This window comes from Agaribacillus sp. DX54, assembly GCF_056858335.1.
The window spans coordinates 40051-57912 of sequence record NZ_JBXEQE010000016.1; the positions used below are offsets into that span (position 1 = coordinate 40051).

12 protein-coding genes are annotated in these 17862 nt (G+C 43.0%); 10 read left to right on the forward strand and 2 right to left on the reverse strand.

Features of this window, described 5'->3' with window-relative positions:
- Nucleotide 1 precedes the first annotated feature (1 nt).
- Entirely contained in the window at nt 2-1201 is a 1200-nt protein-coding gene (locus AC04NP_RS17165) for a tetratricopeptide repeat protein (RefSeq protein ID WP_482861076.1), read from the forward strand.
- Between the two features lie 213 nt (nt 1202-1414).
- On the opposite strand, the gene AC04NP_RS17170 is transcribed toward AC04NP_RS17165, so the two are convergent.
- On the reverse strand, nt 1415-1882 hold the full coding sequence (locus AC04NP_RS17170) for an Lrp/AsnC family transcriptional regulator (RefSeq protein ID WP_482861077.1): 468 nt from the start codon (nt 1880-1882) through the stop codon (nt 1415-1417).
- A 176-nt stretch (nt 1883-2058) separates the two neighbouring features.
- Between AC04NP_RS17170 and hppD the strand changes: the two genes are divergently transcribed.
- The 4 genes from hppD to AC04NP_RS17190 are packed head-to-tail and all read left to right on the forward strand — an operon-like array spanning nt 2059 to nt 6563.
- Nucleotides 2059-3204, forward strand: a complete 1146-nt coding sequence (gene hppD / locus AC04NP_RS17175) for a 4-hydroxyphenylpyruvate dioxygenase (RefSeq protein ID WP_482861078.1) — start codon at nt 2059-2061, stop codon at nt 3202-3204.
- A gap of 33 nt (nt 3205-3237) precedes the next feature.
- A complete protein-coding gene (locus AC04NP_RS17180) occupies nt 3238-4398 on the forward strand; it encodes a homogentisate 1,2-dioxygenase (protein ID WP_482861079.1) in 1161 nt (386 codons plus the stop codon).
- Nucleotides 4399-4420: 22 nt separating this feature from the next.
- Nucleotides 4421-5665: a fumarylacetoacetase gene (fahA, locus tag AC04NP_RS17185; protein WP_482861080.1), complete on the forward strand. Its 1245-nt coding sequence runs from the start codon at nt 4421-4423 to the stop codon at nt 5663-5665.
- A 4-nt stretch (nt 5666-5669) separates the two neighbouring features.
- Nucleotides 5670-6563 (forward strand): flavin reductase family protein, encoded by an 894-nt coding sequence (locus tag AC04NP_RS17190; protein ID WP_482861081.1) that lies wholly within the window; start codon nt 5670-5672, stop codon nt 6561-6563.
- 11 nt (nt 6564-6574) lie between these two features.
- Here AC04NP_RS17190 and mfd read toward each other — a convergent pair whose 3' ends face one another.
- On the reverse strand, nt 6575-9931 hold the full coding sequence (gene mfd, locus AC04NP_RS17195; protein WP_482861082.1) for a transcription-repair coupling factor: 3357 nt from the start codon (nt 9929-9931) through the stop codon (nt 6575-6577).
- A gap of 248 nt (nt 9932-10179) precedes the next feature.
- Here mfd and AC04NP_RS17200 point away from each other — a divergent pair, with 248 nt between their 5' ends.
- The 5 genes from AC04NP_RS17200 to AC04NP_RS17220 all read left to right on the forward strand — a co-directional run bounded on the left by AC04NP_RS17200 (nt 10180) and on the right by AC04NP_RS17220 (nt 17862).
- Complete coding sequence (locus tag AC04NP_RS17200) at nt 10180-10812, forward strand: cytochrome c oxidase subunit 3 (protein WP_482861083.1); 633 nt, start codon at nt 10180-10182, stop codon at nt 10810-10812.
- A gap of 257 nt (nt 10813-11069) precedes the next feature.
- Nucleotides 11070-13103 (forward strand): OmpA family protein, encoded by a 2034-nt coding sequence (locus AC04NP_RS17205; RefSeq protein ID WP_482861085.1) that lies wholly within the window; start codon nt 11070-11072, stop codon nt 13101-13103.
- Between the two features lie 142 nt (nt 13104-13245).
- Nucleotides 13246-14031: an N-acetylmuramoyl-L-alanine amidase family protein gene (locus AC04NP_RS17210; RefSeq protein WP_482861086.1), complete on the forward strand. Its 786-nt coding sequence runs from the start codon at nt 13246-13248 to the stop codon at nt 14029-14031.
- Between the two features lie 505 nt (nt 14032-14536).
- Nucleotides 14537-16180, forward strand: coding sequence for a DUF1800 domain-containing protein (locus AC04NP_RS17215; RefSeq protein ID WP_482861087.1), 1644 nt, complete (start codon nt 14537-14539; stop codon nt 16178-16180).
- Between the two features lie 29 nt (nt 16181-16209).
- Nucleotides 16210-17862 (forward strand): DUF1501 domain-containing protein, encoded by a 1653-nt coding sequence (locus tag AC04NP_RS17220; RefSeq protein WP_482861088.1) that lies wholly within the window; start codon nt 16210-16212, stop codon nt 17860-17862.

Below are 17862 nucleotides of genomic sequence, written 5' to 3' on the forward strand. Positions count from 1 at the left end.
AATGATTTTCGAACATCTATCCAAAATCCAGTTGCTCATAGAAAGGAATAAACTGGATTTGGCACAGCAGCAAATTACGGAAGCTTTAACTACTTATCCTGATTCCGGGACCCTGTTTGGGTTGCAAGCTGAGATTTATCTGAAAAAACAAGAACACAAAAAGGCAAAATCTGCCATAGACAAAGCCCTGGGACTAGACCCTGAAGACGATTACCTGTATCTGCTTAAATCCCAGATATGGCTTCAACTGGGCTATCATAATGAGGCACTCAAAGCCATTGACGATGCCATTAACTATAATCCGGAATCCGCTACTTACTACGGGGCAAAGGCTGAAATTCTGATCATGAAAAAGCAGTTTAAGGAGGCCGAAAAATTTGCGAACAAAGGCCTGGAAACGGATCCTGAAGATTTGCTTTCCAACAACATGCTTTCTATGGCGCAAACAAAACTCGGACAAGCTAATCAGGCTTATGAAAGACTGGAAAGCATGCTTACCGATGACCCGGAAAACGCATTGACACAAGCCAATACGGGTTATCATTTCTTACAACAAGGCAATGTCAAAAAAGCCAAGGAGCATTTTGCCGTCGCTTTGCAGGATGATCCAAACTTTGAATTTGCCAGAGCCGGTATGCTGGAAGCAATCAAAGCAACCAACTGGCTTTATCGCAAGTTATTAATGTTCTCATTCTGGATGGAAAAGCTGGGGTCCAGAAACAAATGGTTCTTCCTCATCGGACTTATTGTGGTGGTTAAATTAATCCCGGTGCTGCTGCCCTTCTATTTGGTTTTTGTTTTCTGGACATGGTTTACCGGTCCGGTGAGCGATGTCATGCTCTACTTTGATCAATATGGTAAATACCTGATGACCAAAAAAAATCGCATCCTAACGGAAATTAACATTGGGATGATAACTGTGACGCTTTTGAGCATTATTCTTGGACTTACCATTGACGATGGATTTTTTGGATTGGCATTTGGTTCGTTTTTATCCATTATTCCGGTTTATCAGCTCGATATGGTAAGCAAAATATCCAAAAAAGTCGTACTGGGCGGATTTGCAGTTTTGTTTACCGGATTGGGAGTGGGGATCATTCTGGCTTCGATAATGAACGCTGAGATAGTTTCCGGTTTATGGCTCGGTTTATTAATTTCATCCGTCGCTTTTACCTGGATTTCTTCCCTGATGCATCGCTAACATCAGGAGGCAAGAAAACCCTGCTAACGTGGGATTTCGCTCGTGCTAACACAATGAATAGCTACAGGCAGAAGTGACTGTTGCAACGTTTTGTCCAAAACTCTTTGCCCAATAAAATGAAAATACAGCTAAATGCTCAAGTTGTGCAACAGCATAAAATACTTATTGGAAAGCCTTTAGAATCAGGTACCCCCTGTTTACAGATGCTGACCTTTAAAACTCAATGTAGACGTGATGGGTCTTTTTCCTCACAGACAGTGAAAATCGCGATTCCAGATTACTGATGTTGGGCACAACAGAAAGTTTTTCCAATACAAACTGATTGTATTTTTCAATGTCTTCCAGCAGCACCTGAATCAGGAAATCAGAATCGCCCGACACATGATGGCACTCTATTACTTCTTCAAAGCTCACCACCCTTTCTACAAAAGCCTCTACCGAGGCCCTGGTGTGATCTTTGATGGAGATATGAATGAACGCTGTCAGTTTTTTTCCCAAAAGCGTGGGATTAAGAATAGCTACATAGCGGTCGATTACGCCGATTTTTTCCAACCTTTTTATCCGTTCAAAAACCGGTGTGGTTGAAAGATTAAGCTTACCCGCAATCTCCTTAATGGTGCTCCTGGCATCCCTTTGCAAAAGGTCAAGAATTTTTAAATCGACAGCATCCAATTTTATCATAGAAAATTATTCCAATCCGGCCATTACTGAAACAAAATAAGGGAAAATATTTCTAAAATATGGCTTCTGGCAGAATATTTTTCTACAAAAAACTGTTAAACCAATTTTAATTCCAATATTAGATCGATTTTGAGTATTATTGCATAACGGAACAACACATTTTAAACAACATAAATATGACCTTAAAAACTGCCAATCCGGCTGGTCCTCAACGTACAGGTCAACCGGAAGAATCGGATTTTTTGCCGATCAACGGTACCGATTATATCGAGTTATATGTAAGCAATGCCAAACAGGCTGCCCATTTCTATAAAACAGCCTTTGGCTTCCAGTCTTACGCTTTTGCAGGTTTGGAAACCGGTTTAAAAGACCGGGAAAGTTATGTGGTAAGTCAGGACAAAATCCGCCTGATGTTTACTTCGCCACTACATAAAGAAAGTGAAATCGGAAAACACGTAGAAAGACACGGTGACGGTGTAAAGGTGGTGGCACTCTGGGTCGATGATGCCACCAGGTCTTATCAAGAGACGGTTAAAAGAGGGGCCAGGTCCTATCTCGAACCTTTTACCCTTCAGGATGAAAATGGGGAGGCGGTCATGTCCGGAATTCATACTTATGGTGACACAGTACATGTATTTGTGGAAAGAAAGAATTATCGGGGCGTTTTCCTTCCGGGATTTAAACGATGGGAAACTACTTATAACCCTGAACCGGTAGGTTTGAAATATGTAGACCATATGGTGGGTAATGTAGGTTGGAACGAAATGAATACCTGGGTGGATTTTTATGCCAATGTTATGGGGTTCAAACAAATTATTTCCTTTGATGACAAAGACATTTCCACTGATTACACCGCCTTAATGAGTAAGGTAATGAGTAACGGCAACGGCAGAATCAAGTTTCCGATTAATGAACCGGCTGAGGGTAAAAAGAAATCCCAGGTGGAAGAGTACCTCGATTTTTATGATGGTGCCGGTGTGCAGCATATTGCTGTGGCTACCGACAACATTATTGAGACGGTGACAGCCTTGCAATCAAGAGGGGTTGAGTTTCTAAGGGTACCGGGAACCTATTACGATACCCTCCTCGACAGGGTAGGAACCATAGACGAAGACCTGGCGCCATTGAAAAAGCTGGGAATACTCGTGGACCGCGACGACGAAGGGTATCTGCTACAGATATTTACCCGGCCGGTGGGATCGAGACCGACTTTGTTTTTTGAAATAATTCAGAGAAAAGGTGCAAAATCTTTTGGTAAGGGTAATTTTAAGGCTTTGTTTGAAGCCATAGAACGCGAACAGGAATTAAGGGGTACCCTTTGATGTTAAGCAATTACACAATTAAAGAATAGTCCAATGCCCATATATCACAAGCTCGGAAAAATTCCTCCAAAAAGGCACACCATTTTCAAAAAGCCCAATGGAAATTTATATTACGAACAACTTTTCGGTACGATTGGCTTTGATGGTATGTCTTCTTTGATGTACCATACGCACAGGCCAACAATGGTCAAAGGGGTAATCAATACGGTCGATGTCAACCCAAAAATTGCCGTGCAAAAAAATATGTCGGCCAGGTTACTCAAAGGTATGGAAGTGAAGCCTAAAGATGATTTTTTGGAAAGCCGTGAACTGGTGCTGGTCAATAACGATGTGCTGATTGGACTGGCAGCACCGGGAAAATCGTTAAAAAGCTATTTCTACAAAAATGCTGATGCCGATGAGCTGCTCTTTATTCACCAGGGCTCGGGAAAATTGCGGACTTTACTGGGCAATATTTCTTTTGAATATGGTGACTACCTTGTTATTCCAAGGGGAACGATTTACCAGATCGATTTTGATACAGAAGATAACCGGCTGCTGTATGCCGAATCGCACCACCCTATTTATACACCTAAAAAGTACCGGAACTGGTTCGGGCAGCTATTGGAACATGCACCATTTTGTGAGAGGGATTACAAATTACCTGAGGAGCTCGAGACCTATGATGAAACCGGTGAATTCATAATTAAAGTAAAAAAAGAAGGCATGTTGCATGAGATAGTTTATGCGAGTCATCCCTTCGACGTGGTAGGATGGGATGGCTATAATTATCCCTATGGGTTTTCCATTCATAATTTCGAACCGATCACAGGCCGGATCCATCAGCCGCCACCGGTACACCAGACCTTTGAAACCAGTACGTTTGTGGTATGTTCCTTCTGTCCCAGGTTATATGATTATCATCCCCAATCCATCCCGGCTCCCTATAATCATTCCAATATTGACTCAGATGAGGTTTTGTACTATGTAGACGGGGATTTTATGAGCCGGAATAACATTGAAAAAGGCCATATCACCTTGCATCCGGGCGGTATTCCCCATGGCCCCCACCCGGGAACATATGAAAGAAGTATCGGCCAAAAAGAAACACAAGAGCTGGCAGTGATGATCGACACTTTTAAACCTTTAAAAATTACTGAAAATGCTTTAAAATTGGATGATGGAAAATATTTCCAATCCTGGTTAGAAAATTGACAGTTAAAACCACCATCAGCATATGGCTAAATTAACTTCCTGGGTAGATGTGTCCGGTGATTCGGATTTTAGCATTTACAATATTCCCTTTGGCATTTTTTCAAATAACAGCACCACTCCCAGGGTAGGGACAGCCATTGGCGATCAAATCCTGGATCTGGCAGCAGTAGCAAAGCTTGGGCATTTTGATGATTTGAATATGGATAAAAATGTTTTCAGCCGGCCAGTGCTGAATGATTTCATTGCGCTGGGAAAACCTGCGACCAAAAGGGTGAGGAAAAGAATTCAAAAACTTTTGTCTGATAAAAAGTCCCCCCTGATAGAAAAACCCAGGGTCTTCATTCCCCGGCAAAAGGGCAAAATGCATATGCCGGTAAGCGTGGGAGATTACACGGATTTTTATTCGAGCATAGAACACGCTACGAACGTCGGTAAAATGTTCAGGGACCCGAAAAATGCCTTATTGCCCAACTGGCGCCATATTCCTGTCGGTTATCATGGGAGGGCTTCCAGTATCGTCATCGACGGGACCCCGATCTACCGGCCCAAAGGACAGGTTTTACCCAAAGGAGCCGACGATCCTCAGTTTAAAGCCACAGAAAGGCTGGACTTTGAACTGGAAATGGGATTTATCATCGGTAAAAACAGCCAGTTGGGTACCCCTGTTACCACAGATAGGGCTGAGGACTATATTTTTGGGTTGGTATTGTTCAATGACTGGTCGGCGAGGGACATACAAAAATGGGAGTACATACCGCTGGGTCCTTTTCTCGGTAAAAACTTTGCCTCGGCTGTCTCTCCCTGGGTGGTTACCCTGGAGGCCTTGGAGGAATTTAAGGTATATGGGCCTAAACAAACGCCGAAGGTACTTCCGTATCTTCGTTTTAAAGGACCTAAAAACTATAACCTGCATCTGGAGGTCGCTATCAGGCCGCAAGGGGGTAAGGAGACAATTATCAGCCGTTCCAATTTTAAATATATGTATTGGAACATGTGTCAGCAGCTTGCCCACCACACCTGTAACGGATGTGACGTGAAGGTAGGCGATATTATGGCTTCCGGCACCATCAGTGGCAACGAAGCCACCTCTTTTGGTTCTATGTTGGAGCTGGCCTGGGCAGGTACCAGGCCGCTGACTCTGAATGACGGGAGCACGCGTATTTTTGTCAATGACAATGACACTGTTACCCTGCGCGGCTATGGGGAAAAGAATGGTATTCGCGTTGGATTTGGTAAAGTAAGTAACAAGATAAAACCCGTCAGGTAAATCTATGGATAAAGTTGTCACGATTGATCCAAATGAAATCACCACAGCACAATTGCACGGATACCTGCTGGCCGCCGTGGCTCCAAGGCCTGTCGCATTTGCCAGCACCGTAGATCCGGATGGAAACATAAATTTAAGCCCCTTTAGTTTTTTTAACGTCTTTAGCGCCAATCCACCCATCATGATATTTTCGCCGGCAAGAAGGGGCCGTGACAACACTACAAAGCATACCTACGAAAACATCAAAGCAGTATCCGAAACTGTCATTAACATTGTTAATTATACCATGGTTGAACAAACCTCATTGGCCAGCACTGAGTATGACCGTGGTGTCAATGAATTCCAAAAGGCAGGCTTTACCGAAGTTGCTTCAGAAAAAGTGAAACCTCCAAGGGTAGGGGAAGCACCGGTTAGTTTTGAATGTGTGGTCGACCAGGTCATTGAGTTGGGTGACCAGGGTGGTGCCGGAAATTTGATTATTTCAAGGGTAGTATTGATACACATTCAACAGGAATATCTTTCCGGCAACGGACGGCTAGATACCACCAAACTGGATTTGATAGGCAGAATGGGTGGCAACTGGTATTGCAGGGCCAGTGGACAGGCCCTTTTTGAAATCCCCAAACCTCAAATGAGCAAAGGCATAGGCGTGGATCAACTACCGGTGTCGGTGCAAAACAGCAGAATTTTGACGGGTAATCTGTTAGGAAGGTTGGGCAACATCCCAAAAATTCCCGGCAAAGATGAAATCGAAAAGGTCAGGTCCCTGCCGGAGGTTCAACATATTTTGGGTCAGCGCGATTCCAGACTCAGACAGGATGGCCTGCATTCCATGGCAAAGGACCTGTTGGAAGCGGGTGAAACTGAAAAGGCACTCGCACTTTTGTTTATAGAATGATACACTTTGCATCAATCCAACGCGTTAATAGCACTTAAGACATCTATTCCTTCTTTCACAGACAAAATTTCCTGAACGGTAAGGATAAGGCGTTTTTTATGCTCTCTCAACCTGCATTTTTTAGGAAGTTTTTGTACATAACTCAGTATCTTGCCGAAGATGGGTGATTTATAATATGCCTCATTATCCGAAGGAACCAGATAACCTTTCAGATTCTCATTTTTCAGCATCAGCTTTTCAAAGCCCAGGTTTTGGGCCAACCACCTAAGCCGCACGGTTTCTGTGAGATATTGTACGGAATCAGGCAAAGGTCCGAACCGGTCAATCATGCCTGTCACAAACTTTTGCAATGCCGTTTCATGCTCAATATTGTCCAGCTTTGCATATAAATTCAGCCGTTCGGAAATATTGGTAACATAATCTTCCGGTATCAAAATCTCCAAATCTGTTTCAACCGTGCAATCCTGGACCAAAACCTGGGTATTTTCTTCCAGTTCCTTGGCAAACAACTCCTTAAATTCCGTTTCTTTCAATTCCTGTATGGCCTCGTCCAGAATTTTATGATAAGCATCAAAACCCAAATCACTGATGAAGCCACTTTGCTCCGCTCCCAGCAGGTTTCCCGCCCCACGAATATCCAGGTCACGCATGGCCACCTTAAAACCATCACCGAGATCCGAAAACTCCTCCAGTGTGTTTAACCGCTTACGGGCATCGGAGGTAAGGCCGATAATAGGTGGGGTCAACAGGTAACAAAACGCCTTTTTGTTGGATCTTCCAACCCTTCCTCTCATCTGATGCAAATCTGAAAGGCCAAACATGTGGGCCTGATTGATAATAATAGTGTTGGCATTGGGTATGTCCAACCCTGATTCAATAATATTTGTAGAAACCAGAATATCATACTCCCCGCCGATAAATTTTAACATTACCTTTTCCAGCCGCGCCCCTTCCATTTGTCCGTGCGCCACACCAATCCTGGCATCAGGCACCAGTTTGAGCACAATGTTGGCCACCTGTTCAATATCCTTTATCCGGTTATGTACAAAAAAAACCTGCCCTCCCCGGCGCAGCTCAAAGCTAATGGCATCCCTGATAATCTCCTCATTGAAGGTATGCAACTCGGTCGTTACAGGCTGCCGGTTGGGTGGCGGTGTGGCAATAATACTCAAATCCCTTGCCCCCATTAATGAAAAGTGCAGGGTTCTTGGAATCGGGGTAGCTGTCAGGGTTAAGGCGTCCACATTCACGCGCATTTCCTTTAGCTTTTCCTTCACCTTCACCCCAAATTTTTGTTCCTCATCAATTACCAGCAGCCCAAGATCTTTAAAAACAACATCTTTATTCACAATTCGGTGTGTCCCGATAAGAATATCTGTTTTTCCTTCTTTTACCTTTTCCAGAATTTCCTTGATATCACTGCCGGATTTAAATCGGTTAACATATTCCACCTCTACGGGAAAATTGGAGAGCCGGTCTTTAAAGGTATGATAGTGTTGCATCGCCAATATCGTAGTGGGCACCAACACAGCCACCTGCTTATTCTCACAAACAGCCTTAAAAGCAGCTCTGATGGCTATCTCAGTTTTACCAAAACCGACATCACCACACACCAACCGGTCCATGGGATGCTGCATCTCCATGTCATTCTTAACATCTTCGGTGGATTTGGCCTGATCCGGTGTATCTTCATAGATAAATGAGGACTCCAGTTCGGCCTGCAGAAAACTATCGCTGGCAAATCCATATCCCGGCGCTGCCTTTCTTTTGGCATAAAGCTGTATGAGGTCTTTGGCAATATCCTGCAGTTGTTTTTTTGCCTTTCTTTTTTTGTTCTCCCATTCTGCCGAGCCTAGCTTACTCATCAAAGGTGGCGCCCCCTCCTTTCCACTGTACTTCGATATTTTATGCAGGGAATGAATGCTCACATATAACAGGTCATCGTCCCTGTAAACCAGCCGTATGGCCTCCTGTTCCTTGCCGTTTACATCCACTTTTTCAAGCCCGGCAAACCTTCCCACACCATAATCTATATGCACCACATAGTCACCCGGCGACAGGGAACGTAACTCCCTGAGCGTGATAGCTTTTGACTTTGAATATTTGGTCTTTGTCTTGTAACGGTGAAAGCGGTCAAATAGCTGATGATCCGTGTAGCAAGCAATATTTAAATGGTGGTCTACAAAACCTTCTCTTAAACCGATTTGCATGTTTTGATATGCCAGTGTAGGATCCAATTCCTCAAATATTGTCTCCAACCGCTTAATTTGCTGATACGACTCGGCCACCATGATATTGACAATCGAATTCGATTGGTTTTCCTTCAGATTGTCTACAAGCATTTCAAAATTCTTGTTAAAGGAAGGTTGTGGTTGCCCGGTAAATTCAAAATCGTAGTCGCTTTTTTGAAAAAACCTGTTGCCGAATTCAATTTTTACAAAAGGAGTTAATCCTTTTACAAATGAGTCTGACGTTTCAAATAGCGTCTCCGGGCTTAGCACTACTTTTGTTTCCCCGCTTTGCGTTAGAATAACGTCAAAGCTTTCCTGCGCTTTTTCAAAATACCTGTCAATTGTGTTGACAGTGTGTTCCAAATCCTTGATCCATATTTTGGTATTCCTGGGCAAATAATCCAAAAAAGACTCCCTGACCTCCTGCAAAAGCTTGGTCTGGATATTAGGAATAATATTGATCTCCCTGATTTCTTCCTCAGATAACTGACTTACCGGATCAAAAGTACGGATACTATCCACCTCTTCGCCAAATAACTCTATTCTGTAAGGTAAATCATGGGCATATGAATAAATGTCTATGATACCTCCGCGAACAGCAAATTGACCTGCTTCATATACAAAATCTGCCTTTTCAAAATCATACGTCAGCAATAATTCACTGATAAAAGCAACATCAAAAGCATCTCCTTTCTTAAGTGTGAAGGTATTGCTGACCAGGGATTTTTTATTGATTACTTTTTCAGTCAGTGCTTCCGGATAGGTCACAATCAATTCTCCGGTGGAAGATTTGTGGTTGATCCGGTTCAATATTTCGGCCCGTACCAGGATATTGGCATTTTCAGTTTCCTCAAATTGATAGGGCCTGCGATAAGATGTTGGAAAAAATAAAACCTCCTTTTCACCGATTAAATTTTGCAGGTCATTATGAAAGTACGCTGCCGCCTCTTTGTCGGGGATAATGAACAAATGGTTTTGATGATTGAGCTTGTACAGGGCCGAGGCAACAACCGCATCGAGACTTCCTATCAGGCCTTTAAGATGAACGTGTTTACACGCGTTCGGTTTGATACGCTCTCCAATGGTTTGTATCAAACCATCCTCTTTATACAATTTCAGCAAGTCATTTACCTTCAAAGTATTATAGTCTAAAACACTTTAACAAACAGAATGAATTCCTCTGGGTTACCGGTGCTTTTATTTATATTAATTTAAAATTGGGTAGCCCGAAGGAATTTTAAAATGAAAATGCAAAACTAACAAATAAGTTCGTTAACTTTATATAGCGATATCAGCTATCCTATTTGATTTTTTTACGTAAATAACTATATCCCAAGAACTATCTACGAACGAATATGTTTATATAGTAATGATTTAAAGTAGTTATGCCAGGCGAGAGCAAGAAAGTAGAACACAAAAAAAAGTACTCAACTTTTAAAGCTATAGAGAAAATTCATCCTCACAAGATGATATTGTACCTGGCATTGTTCGGCAGTTTTTTGATTTTTGGCTTTATGGCATTTGCCTATGCTGTCGGTAAGATGGAGACAGGGGGATTGGCTGATATTGTTTTCCCCAAGGCTTTTGCGGTAAGTACGGTGATTTTAATGTTTTCCAGCTACATGGTCAGTAAGGTTTTGCCATCTTTTGAAAAAGACAACCTGCCGCAAATGAAAGACTATCTCGCTGCTACACTCAGCCTGACACTGATATTTGTTGTTAGTCAGTTCATCGGGTGGTTGGAGTTGAAGGAAGCGGGCTTATACCTGGCCGAGGCGCCGGCAGTTTCTTTTCTGGTGGTTATAACCGGATTGCATTTAGTCCATATGGTGGTTGGATTTGTCATTCTGGTCTACTATCTGTTCAGGACATGGCGGTTAATACAAGATCCGGTCAAAAATCTGATTATTTCTACCAACCCTTATGAAAAAGTAAAGCTGGAAATGTTTACCATCTTTTGGCATTGTATGAATTTTTTCTGGCTCTTTATTTATTTCTTTTTCTATTTTACTTTTTAGGAGACCTGTACGCTGACTATATCAGGGCGGGCAGGATCAAAGAAGTCCTCAAAAAAAATACCTGGAAAGCTAATGTGGCATCGAATTTCGAAAACTGCCTTTAGCCCATTGATTTTTAATTTTATGGGACACCTGTCCTGAAGCAACACTTAAGGATCAGGGCAAAAACGGAATCGGTCGAATGTCAAAATATACTGAATATTCCTTTTATAATTTCCTGATTTTTCTAATTATTGCAGGCAGTGAAAAGCTAGTCCATGTATTGTAAGATTATAATTTGGTTCATTTCCATTATATTCTGCAGACCAGTAATTGTCGCCCAGGAAATACAATGGGCCGATCATGTCGACTTTCAGCACAACAATTATGGCACGCAGAATTGGTCAGGTAAGCAGGCGTTAGGTAAACCAGATGCGCTACCTTACGGAACCACCAGCCCCAAAGCCTTTCGCCTCAATTCGCACGCTACATTCGGAACACTGATAGTTTCATTCGACCGACCCCAAAAGGTCCGGCAGGTAATAATTCTCGAGAGCTTTGGTCCCGGCCGCATAACCGATATTTATTTGTATGATGAAAAAGGAAAGAAATTTCAGGTTTTTAAAACTAACGCCAAAACACTAAAACGGGACTACCAAACATTTTGCCTGCGCCTGCAGAGGACACACTACAATGTAAAAAAAGTTGAACTGAGCATAAATACCTCGCTGCAAAAAGGCTGGAGTCAGATAGATGCCATGGGCATCGCTGATTATGACAACCAGCAATTGCTTCGGGAAGATTTATCGAAAATGGGGCTAACCAACTATATGGAAGAAAATAGTTTTACCTCTGAGAAAGAGGATCTGGGCTTTCACATTAATAGCAGCTATTCAGAAATCAAACCCATAATCTCGCCAGATGGAAAGACCCTTTATTTTTGCCGGAAAAATTATCCCGGCAACATGAATGGCAAATTTGACGATCAGGATATCTATTATGCACGTTGGGAGTATGACGAATGGAGCCTGGCAAAAAATATTGGCCCACCCCTAAACAATCAACACCCCAACGGAGTGAGTGCGGTAAGTGCGGATGGCAATAAGGTATTACTTATCAATCGCTACCAACGCGGTGAGTCAGGCATGGATCTTAATGGGATTTCGATTGCCACCAGGACAAGAACAGGTTGGAGCTTCCCAAAGCAGGTGCATATAAAGGGATACCATAATGAAAGCGAATATGCCGACTTTTATCTGTCCGGTAATGGCAAAGTGTTGTTGATGGCCATTGAACAAAGCGACAGTTACGGTGACCAGGATATTTATGTCAGCTTTCTGGAAGATATGAACATCTGGAGTCAGCCGGTGAATATAGGCAGCATGATAAACACCGGCAAGGCAGAGTTTTCCCCGTTTCTGGCAGCCGATGATAAAACTTTATATTTTGCCTCCGAAGGACATGGTGGCTATGGCGGTAGTGACATCTATTACACCCAGAGAACAGATGACACCTGGAAAAACTGGACCAAACCTCATAATCTGGGGAACCAAGTCAACTCCAAAGGCTGGGATGCCTACTACAGCATTCCTGCTTCAGGGGACTACGCCTATTTTGTGCATGGTAAAGGAACTTCCAAAAACCCCATGAACATTTACCGGATCGCTCTTCCACAGGAGTTGAGACCTGAACCTGTTATATTGGTTAAGGGAAAAGTTTACGATGTCAAAAATTCAAAACCGGTAGAAGCCACTTTCTATCTTGAAAAAGATAACTTGGTCGAAAAAACACCGATTGCCAATACAAACCCCCATAACGGGGAATACAGCCTGATCATGCCTTTTGACAGTAATCATAGCTTCAAAGTAAAAGCTGAAGGCTTCCAAACCCAGTTTGTCAAGGTGGATATTGCTGCCGATAGCATCTATCAGGAAATTGAAAAGGACATTTTTATGGAGCGCGTTGTTTACAAGCCGGTAGTAAAACTGAACACCATCTATTTTGAGGAGGGAAAGAGCGTCATTTTACCACAGTCAAACGACGACCTGCAAGAGGTTGTCGACCTGATGGTAGAATCACCCGACTATCTTATCGAAATCTCAGGCCATACCGATAACCGGGGTAGCCTGCATCTCAAGCATCAACTTTCACAGGCCCGCGCCGCTATGATCAAAGATACATTGATCAACGCAGGCATCGATCCAAAACGAATTACCACGGCTGCATTTGGAGGCACACAACCTGTTGCGAGCAACGAATTTGAATCATCGCGCAAATTCAACCGGCGTGTTGAAGTGAAAATTATCCGTTAATTGGGCATATAACGGGTCATTAGCGCCTAAAATATCCCTGAAACTGAAAAATTACCTGAAAATCCAGGCCAAAAAGCATGCTTTTTGGCAAAAAAATTGTTATAATTAAAACAACCTGAAATTCGATTAAAAATCTTAGGTAGTGAAGAAAAGATTAATTGTATTAAGTTTATCGTTTATTCCGGTTTTCTATTCTTTTAAGTTGCCGGCCCAGACCAGCTACAAACTTAAGACTATTGTCATTGACGCCGGTCATGGAGGCAAGGATCCGGGATGCTCGGGTAAATTTTCCAAGGAAAAGCATGTCGCCCTGGAGGTAGCCCTGGAATTGGGAAGAATTATTGAGGAGAATTTACCGGGCGTAAAAGTTATATATACCAGAAAAACAGATAAATTTATCGAATTACACGAACGGGCAAATATTGCCAACAGAAACAACGCAGACCTCTTTGTTTCTATTCATTGTAATGCCGGTCCACACTATTTTCGTGGATCGGAGACTTATGCCATGGGTCTGCATAAAACCCAGGGAAACCTGGATGTCGCCATCCGGGAAAACGAATCCATACTTCAGGAAGAAAACTATCTGGATAATTACGAAGGTTTCGACCCAAGCAGTACCGAAGGATACATTTTGTTTTCATTAATGCAAAATGCTTATCTGGATAATAGCTTAAACATTGCCAGCAAAATAGAACATCAGTTCAAAAACAGGGTAAACAGGCATAGCCGGGGGGTTAAGCAAGCCGGGTTTTTGGTGTTGTGGAAAACCTCGATGCCCAGCATCCTGGTCGAATTGGGATTCCTTACCAACGACAACGAAGAAGTCTTTCTGAATAATAAAAAGAACCAGGTGTATATGGCCTCAGGCATCTACAGAGCCATCAAAGCCTACAAGATGGAACTGGAGCGAATAGGGAAAGAGTAACTGTTGCCCTTCACCTACAACCCCTTGCTGTAATATTTCAGTCCTTTTTATACATTTTTTTCAAACCGCTCTTAAGTTGTTATCAGCCTGCAACCAGCAATATTATTATTTCTATAAATAGTATAACTATAATCGCAGGCATAAAAATGTTTATCTTCCCACCTGTTTTGCAAAAATATCAATCGATATGTTCGCTGAAAAGCCCAAATTTCTTTCGATAACTATCAGGTTATTAAAGCGTTATAAATCCGAAGGCAAATGCCGGCTGTAATCTTTGTTCCCTCATTGAAAAAAATGCAATAAAAATCCTATATTTGACATTTCTTCTAAATATACAAAATCACCGCTCCATTTCTTCCCCCACGATAGGCACTTTGAAATTTTAGTAAACATCATTTATGTAATATTACGCTCTGAATAGGGTCATTAAATATTGTAGCAGACCTATATCTTTATCAGTTCGAAATTTTGACAAACTACCGATACAACCAAAACACAATAGAATATGGCTTCACTAAATCCATTTGGCGGGACGTTAGGAAGGCGGCAGGTAGCCCATCTTCTTAAAAGAGCAACCTTTGGACCAACCAAATTACAAATCGATCAATATACCGGATCCACACCGGCACAAATTCTCACACAATTATTTACACCGGTAGCTGATCCGGCACCTCCGGGTGACCCCCTTACGGGTCAACCATGGGTCAACCCCAAACCTACAGATTTAAATAGCGACAATGGCGACCTGATTACATTTTTCCGGGGCTGGTGGCTGGAACAAATGTATAATGAGGGTATTTCCATCCGCGAAAGGATGACTTACTTTCTGCATACCCATTTTACTACAGGATATGCCACCGTGAATGACAGTACGGCGCTGTACTATCAAAATGCGCTTTTTCGCCAGTACGCAACCGGTAATTTTAAGGAGGTTTCTAAAAAATTATGCCTTGATAATGCCATGTTGATTTATCTGGATGGCCGGCTGAATGAGGTAGGGAGACCTAATGAAAACTTTGCCAGGGAATATTTTGAACTGTATACCATCGGTAAAGGCCCTCAAATAGGCCCCGAGGATTATACAACCTTCACAGAGCAAGACGTACAGGAGGCAGCAAAGGTACTGTCAGGATATATCAACGACGAGGAATATCTCGAAACCGATCCGGATACGGGTCTCATTACCGGCATTTTGCGTGTAAATGCCAGTAACCTTGCCAACCGCCACGATGCTTCTGTCAAAACCTTCAGCAACGCCTTTGGCGGTACCACCATTCAGCCCAACGAAATAATTGACAATTGGGCCACCAAAGAAGCTGCCCTTGACGAACTGGATCAACTGGTTGAAATGATTTTTAACCAGGAAGCAACCGCAAAGCATATCTGCAGAAAATTATATCGTTATTTTGTTTATTATGATATCACCGACGAAATCGAACAAGATATTATCACCCCTTTGGCCAACACATTTAGAACTAACAACTATGAGTTTCAACCCGTACTAGAACAATTATTTAGCAGTCAGCATTTCTTCGATACCGATAATGGTGTTGCAGATGATGATAACCGTGGGGCAATCATCAAATCCCCGCTCGACCTTGTCATAGGCAGTCTGCGGTTTTTTGAAGTGGATGTCCCAGACTCGTCTACCGAGCCGGAGCAGGCGCTGAATGTTTCCTACAGAAGCCTGCTTGGCAATATGAATGACCAGGGAATGTCATTTTACGACCCTCCTGAGGTAGCCGGTTATCCTGCTTATCACCAAACCCCGGAGTTCAACAGAAACTGGATTTCCAATAATGGTTTAGCCAGAAGGTATCAGTTTTCGGATGTTCTGGTACAAAACGGCGATAATCAGGGTTTTCAACTGGATATCGTGGCCTACGTAGACAACCCTCAGCACATTTCTGACCCGGCCGATCCCCAGGTATTGGTACAAGAACTGGTGGATGATCTGTTCCCGGAGATCATTACGCAGGAAAGATTTAATTACTTTAAAGACGACATTCTTTTGGACACGCTGTCCGCACTGAATTGGGCTGGAGAATGGAATAACTATAAAGCCACCGGCGATGACACCAATGTACGCATTCAATTGGAAAGTTTGATCCGTGCCCTGATGCAGTCACCGGAGTACCAATTGTATTAAATAGTTGTTCCACCAAAATTTAAACCAAAATGAAACGAAGAGGATTTATAAAAAAGCTTTCTTTAACCGGCGCAGCGCCATTCATGTTAAACGGAATCCCCATGACAGTATTGGGCCAAAGCACCTTAAAAACATTGGCAGCAAGTGGGGCAGATAATGATAAGGTGTTGGTGCTCATTCAGTTACATGGAGGAAATGACGGTCTGAATACACTCATACCCATGGACCAATACAGTAACTATATCAACCTCAGGCCTAATATTGCCATTTCTGACAATGGCAGCAGGAGTTACATCGCCCTGGACAATTCCCTTAAGGTCGAAAACCAGGTGGGATTACATCCTGACATGGTGGGCATAAAAGCGTTGTATGATGAAGGAAAAACTGCTATTGTACAGGCAGTCGGTTATGAAAACATCAACCAGTCGCACTTCAGAAGCCGGGACATCTGGTGGATGGGTGGAGGATACGACGATGAGTTTTCATCCGGATGGGCCGGAAGGTATCTGGATTATTGTTATCCGGGCTATCCCGATAATTACCCAAGTGCCGAAATGCCTGATCCCCTGGGGCTGGAAATCGGTAATAACGTTTCTTTGATGTTTCATCGCGAAACAGGCATACCAGCGGCTATTGCAGCACAAAATCCCGATCAGTTTTATAACCTGATTAACAGCGTCGGTGGACTTCCTCCGGAGTCGGTAGCTGATACGCATTACGGCCAGGAGTTACAATGGATCATGGATATTGAAGAAAAATCGAATCAGTATGCCGGCCGCTTGAGGGATGTTTTCGAACAAGGTACAAACAGTGCCAACGTTACTTATCCGGAGAAATATCCTTTCGATGCGGGGAACCGTTTTTCAAACAATGGACTTGCAGGTCAGTTACGGCTGGTAGCCAGATTATTGAGCGGTGGTTCAAAGACTAAAATTTTCCTTACCAGGATTGGAGGTTTTGATACGCACGCCAGCCAGGTAGTGGCAGGCGAACCGTCAATGGGGGCTCATGCCGCTTTATTATACCATGTCTCTTCGGCCGTCAAGGCATTTCAGGATGATTTGAAGTTTCTGGGACTGGAGGACAGGGTAGTAACTATGACTTTTTCCGAATTTGGCAGGCGGGCAGCTTCTAATGGTAGTTATGGTACTGATCACGGCACAGCAGCGCCCATGTTTGTGTTCGGATCCGGTGTACGGCCCGGGATATACGGCACCAACCCCGATCTTTCGGATTTAAATCGCGGCAATTTGAGAAACCAGTTTGATTATCGCCAGGTTTTCGCCGCTGTGTTACAGGATTGGATGGGTGCCAGCAACGAAGCGCTGGTTCAAACCAGATTTGATCAATATGCGGCCAATAAAGTAGATGTGTTCGGAACACTCATAACAGGTACTGAAGAAGAATTCTTTAATGACAGATTCAGGCTCGACTCCTGCTATCCGAACCCTGCCAGGGAAAAAACCCATTTTTCCTATTATATTAACAATGCCGCTCATGTGCGCCTCAAAATTTTCGATACCTCAGGTAAACTCATGAAAGTAGTGGTAGATGAACCACAAAATGCCGGTGAACATCATGTTACCGTAGATCTTTCGAGATTTAAACCAGGGGCTTATTTGTATAAAATCGATGCAGATAACCTAAAAGCAACAAAACGACTTATTGTACAAAACAGATAA

Bases quoted from the DNA above. Each gene is read 5' to 3' on its own strand.
- fahA (WP_482861080.1), top strand. From the start codon at position 4,421: ATGGCTAAATTAACTTCCTGGGTAGATGTGTCCGGTGATTCGGATTTT.
- AC04NP_RS17190 (WP_482861081.1), top strand. From the start codon at position 5,670: ATGGATAAAGTTGTCACGATTGATCCAAATGAAATCACCACAGCACAA.
- AC04NP_RS17215 (WP_482861087.1), top strand. From the start codon at position 14,537: ATGGCTTCACTAAATCCATTTGGCGGGACGTTAGGAAGGCGGCAGGTA.
- AC04NP_RS17180 (WP_482861079.1), top strand. From the start codon at position 3,238: ATGCCCATATATCACAAGCTCGGAAAAATTCCTCCAAAAAGGCACACC.
- AC04NP_RS17170 (WP_482861077.1), bottom strand. From the start codon at position 1,882: ATGATAAAATTGGATGCTGTCGATTTAAAAATTCTTGACCTTTTGCAA.
- AC04NP_RS17205 (WP_482861085.1), top strand. From the start codon at position 11,070: ATGTATTGTAAGATTATAATTTGGTTCATTTCCATTATATTCTGCAGA.
- hppD (WP_482861078.1), top strand. From the start codon at position 2,059: ATGACCTTAAAAACTGCCAATCCGGCTGGTCCTCAACGTACAGGTCAA.
- AC04NP_RS17165 (WP_482861076.1), top strand. From the start codon at position 2: ATGATTTTCGAACATCTATCCAAAATCCAGTTGCTCATAGAAAGGAAT.
- AC04NP_RS17200 (WP_482861083.1), top strand. From the start codon at position 10,180: ATGCCAGGCGAGAGCAAGAAAGTAGAACACAAAAAAAAGTACTCAACT.
- AC04NP_RS17220 (WP_482861088.1), top strand. From the start codon at position 16,210: ATGAAACGAAGAGGATTTATAAAAAAGCTTTCTTTAACCGGCGCAGCG.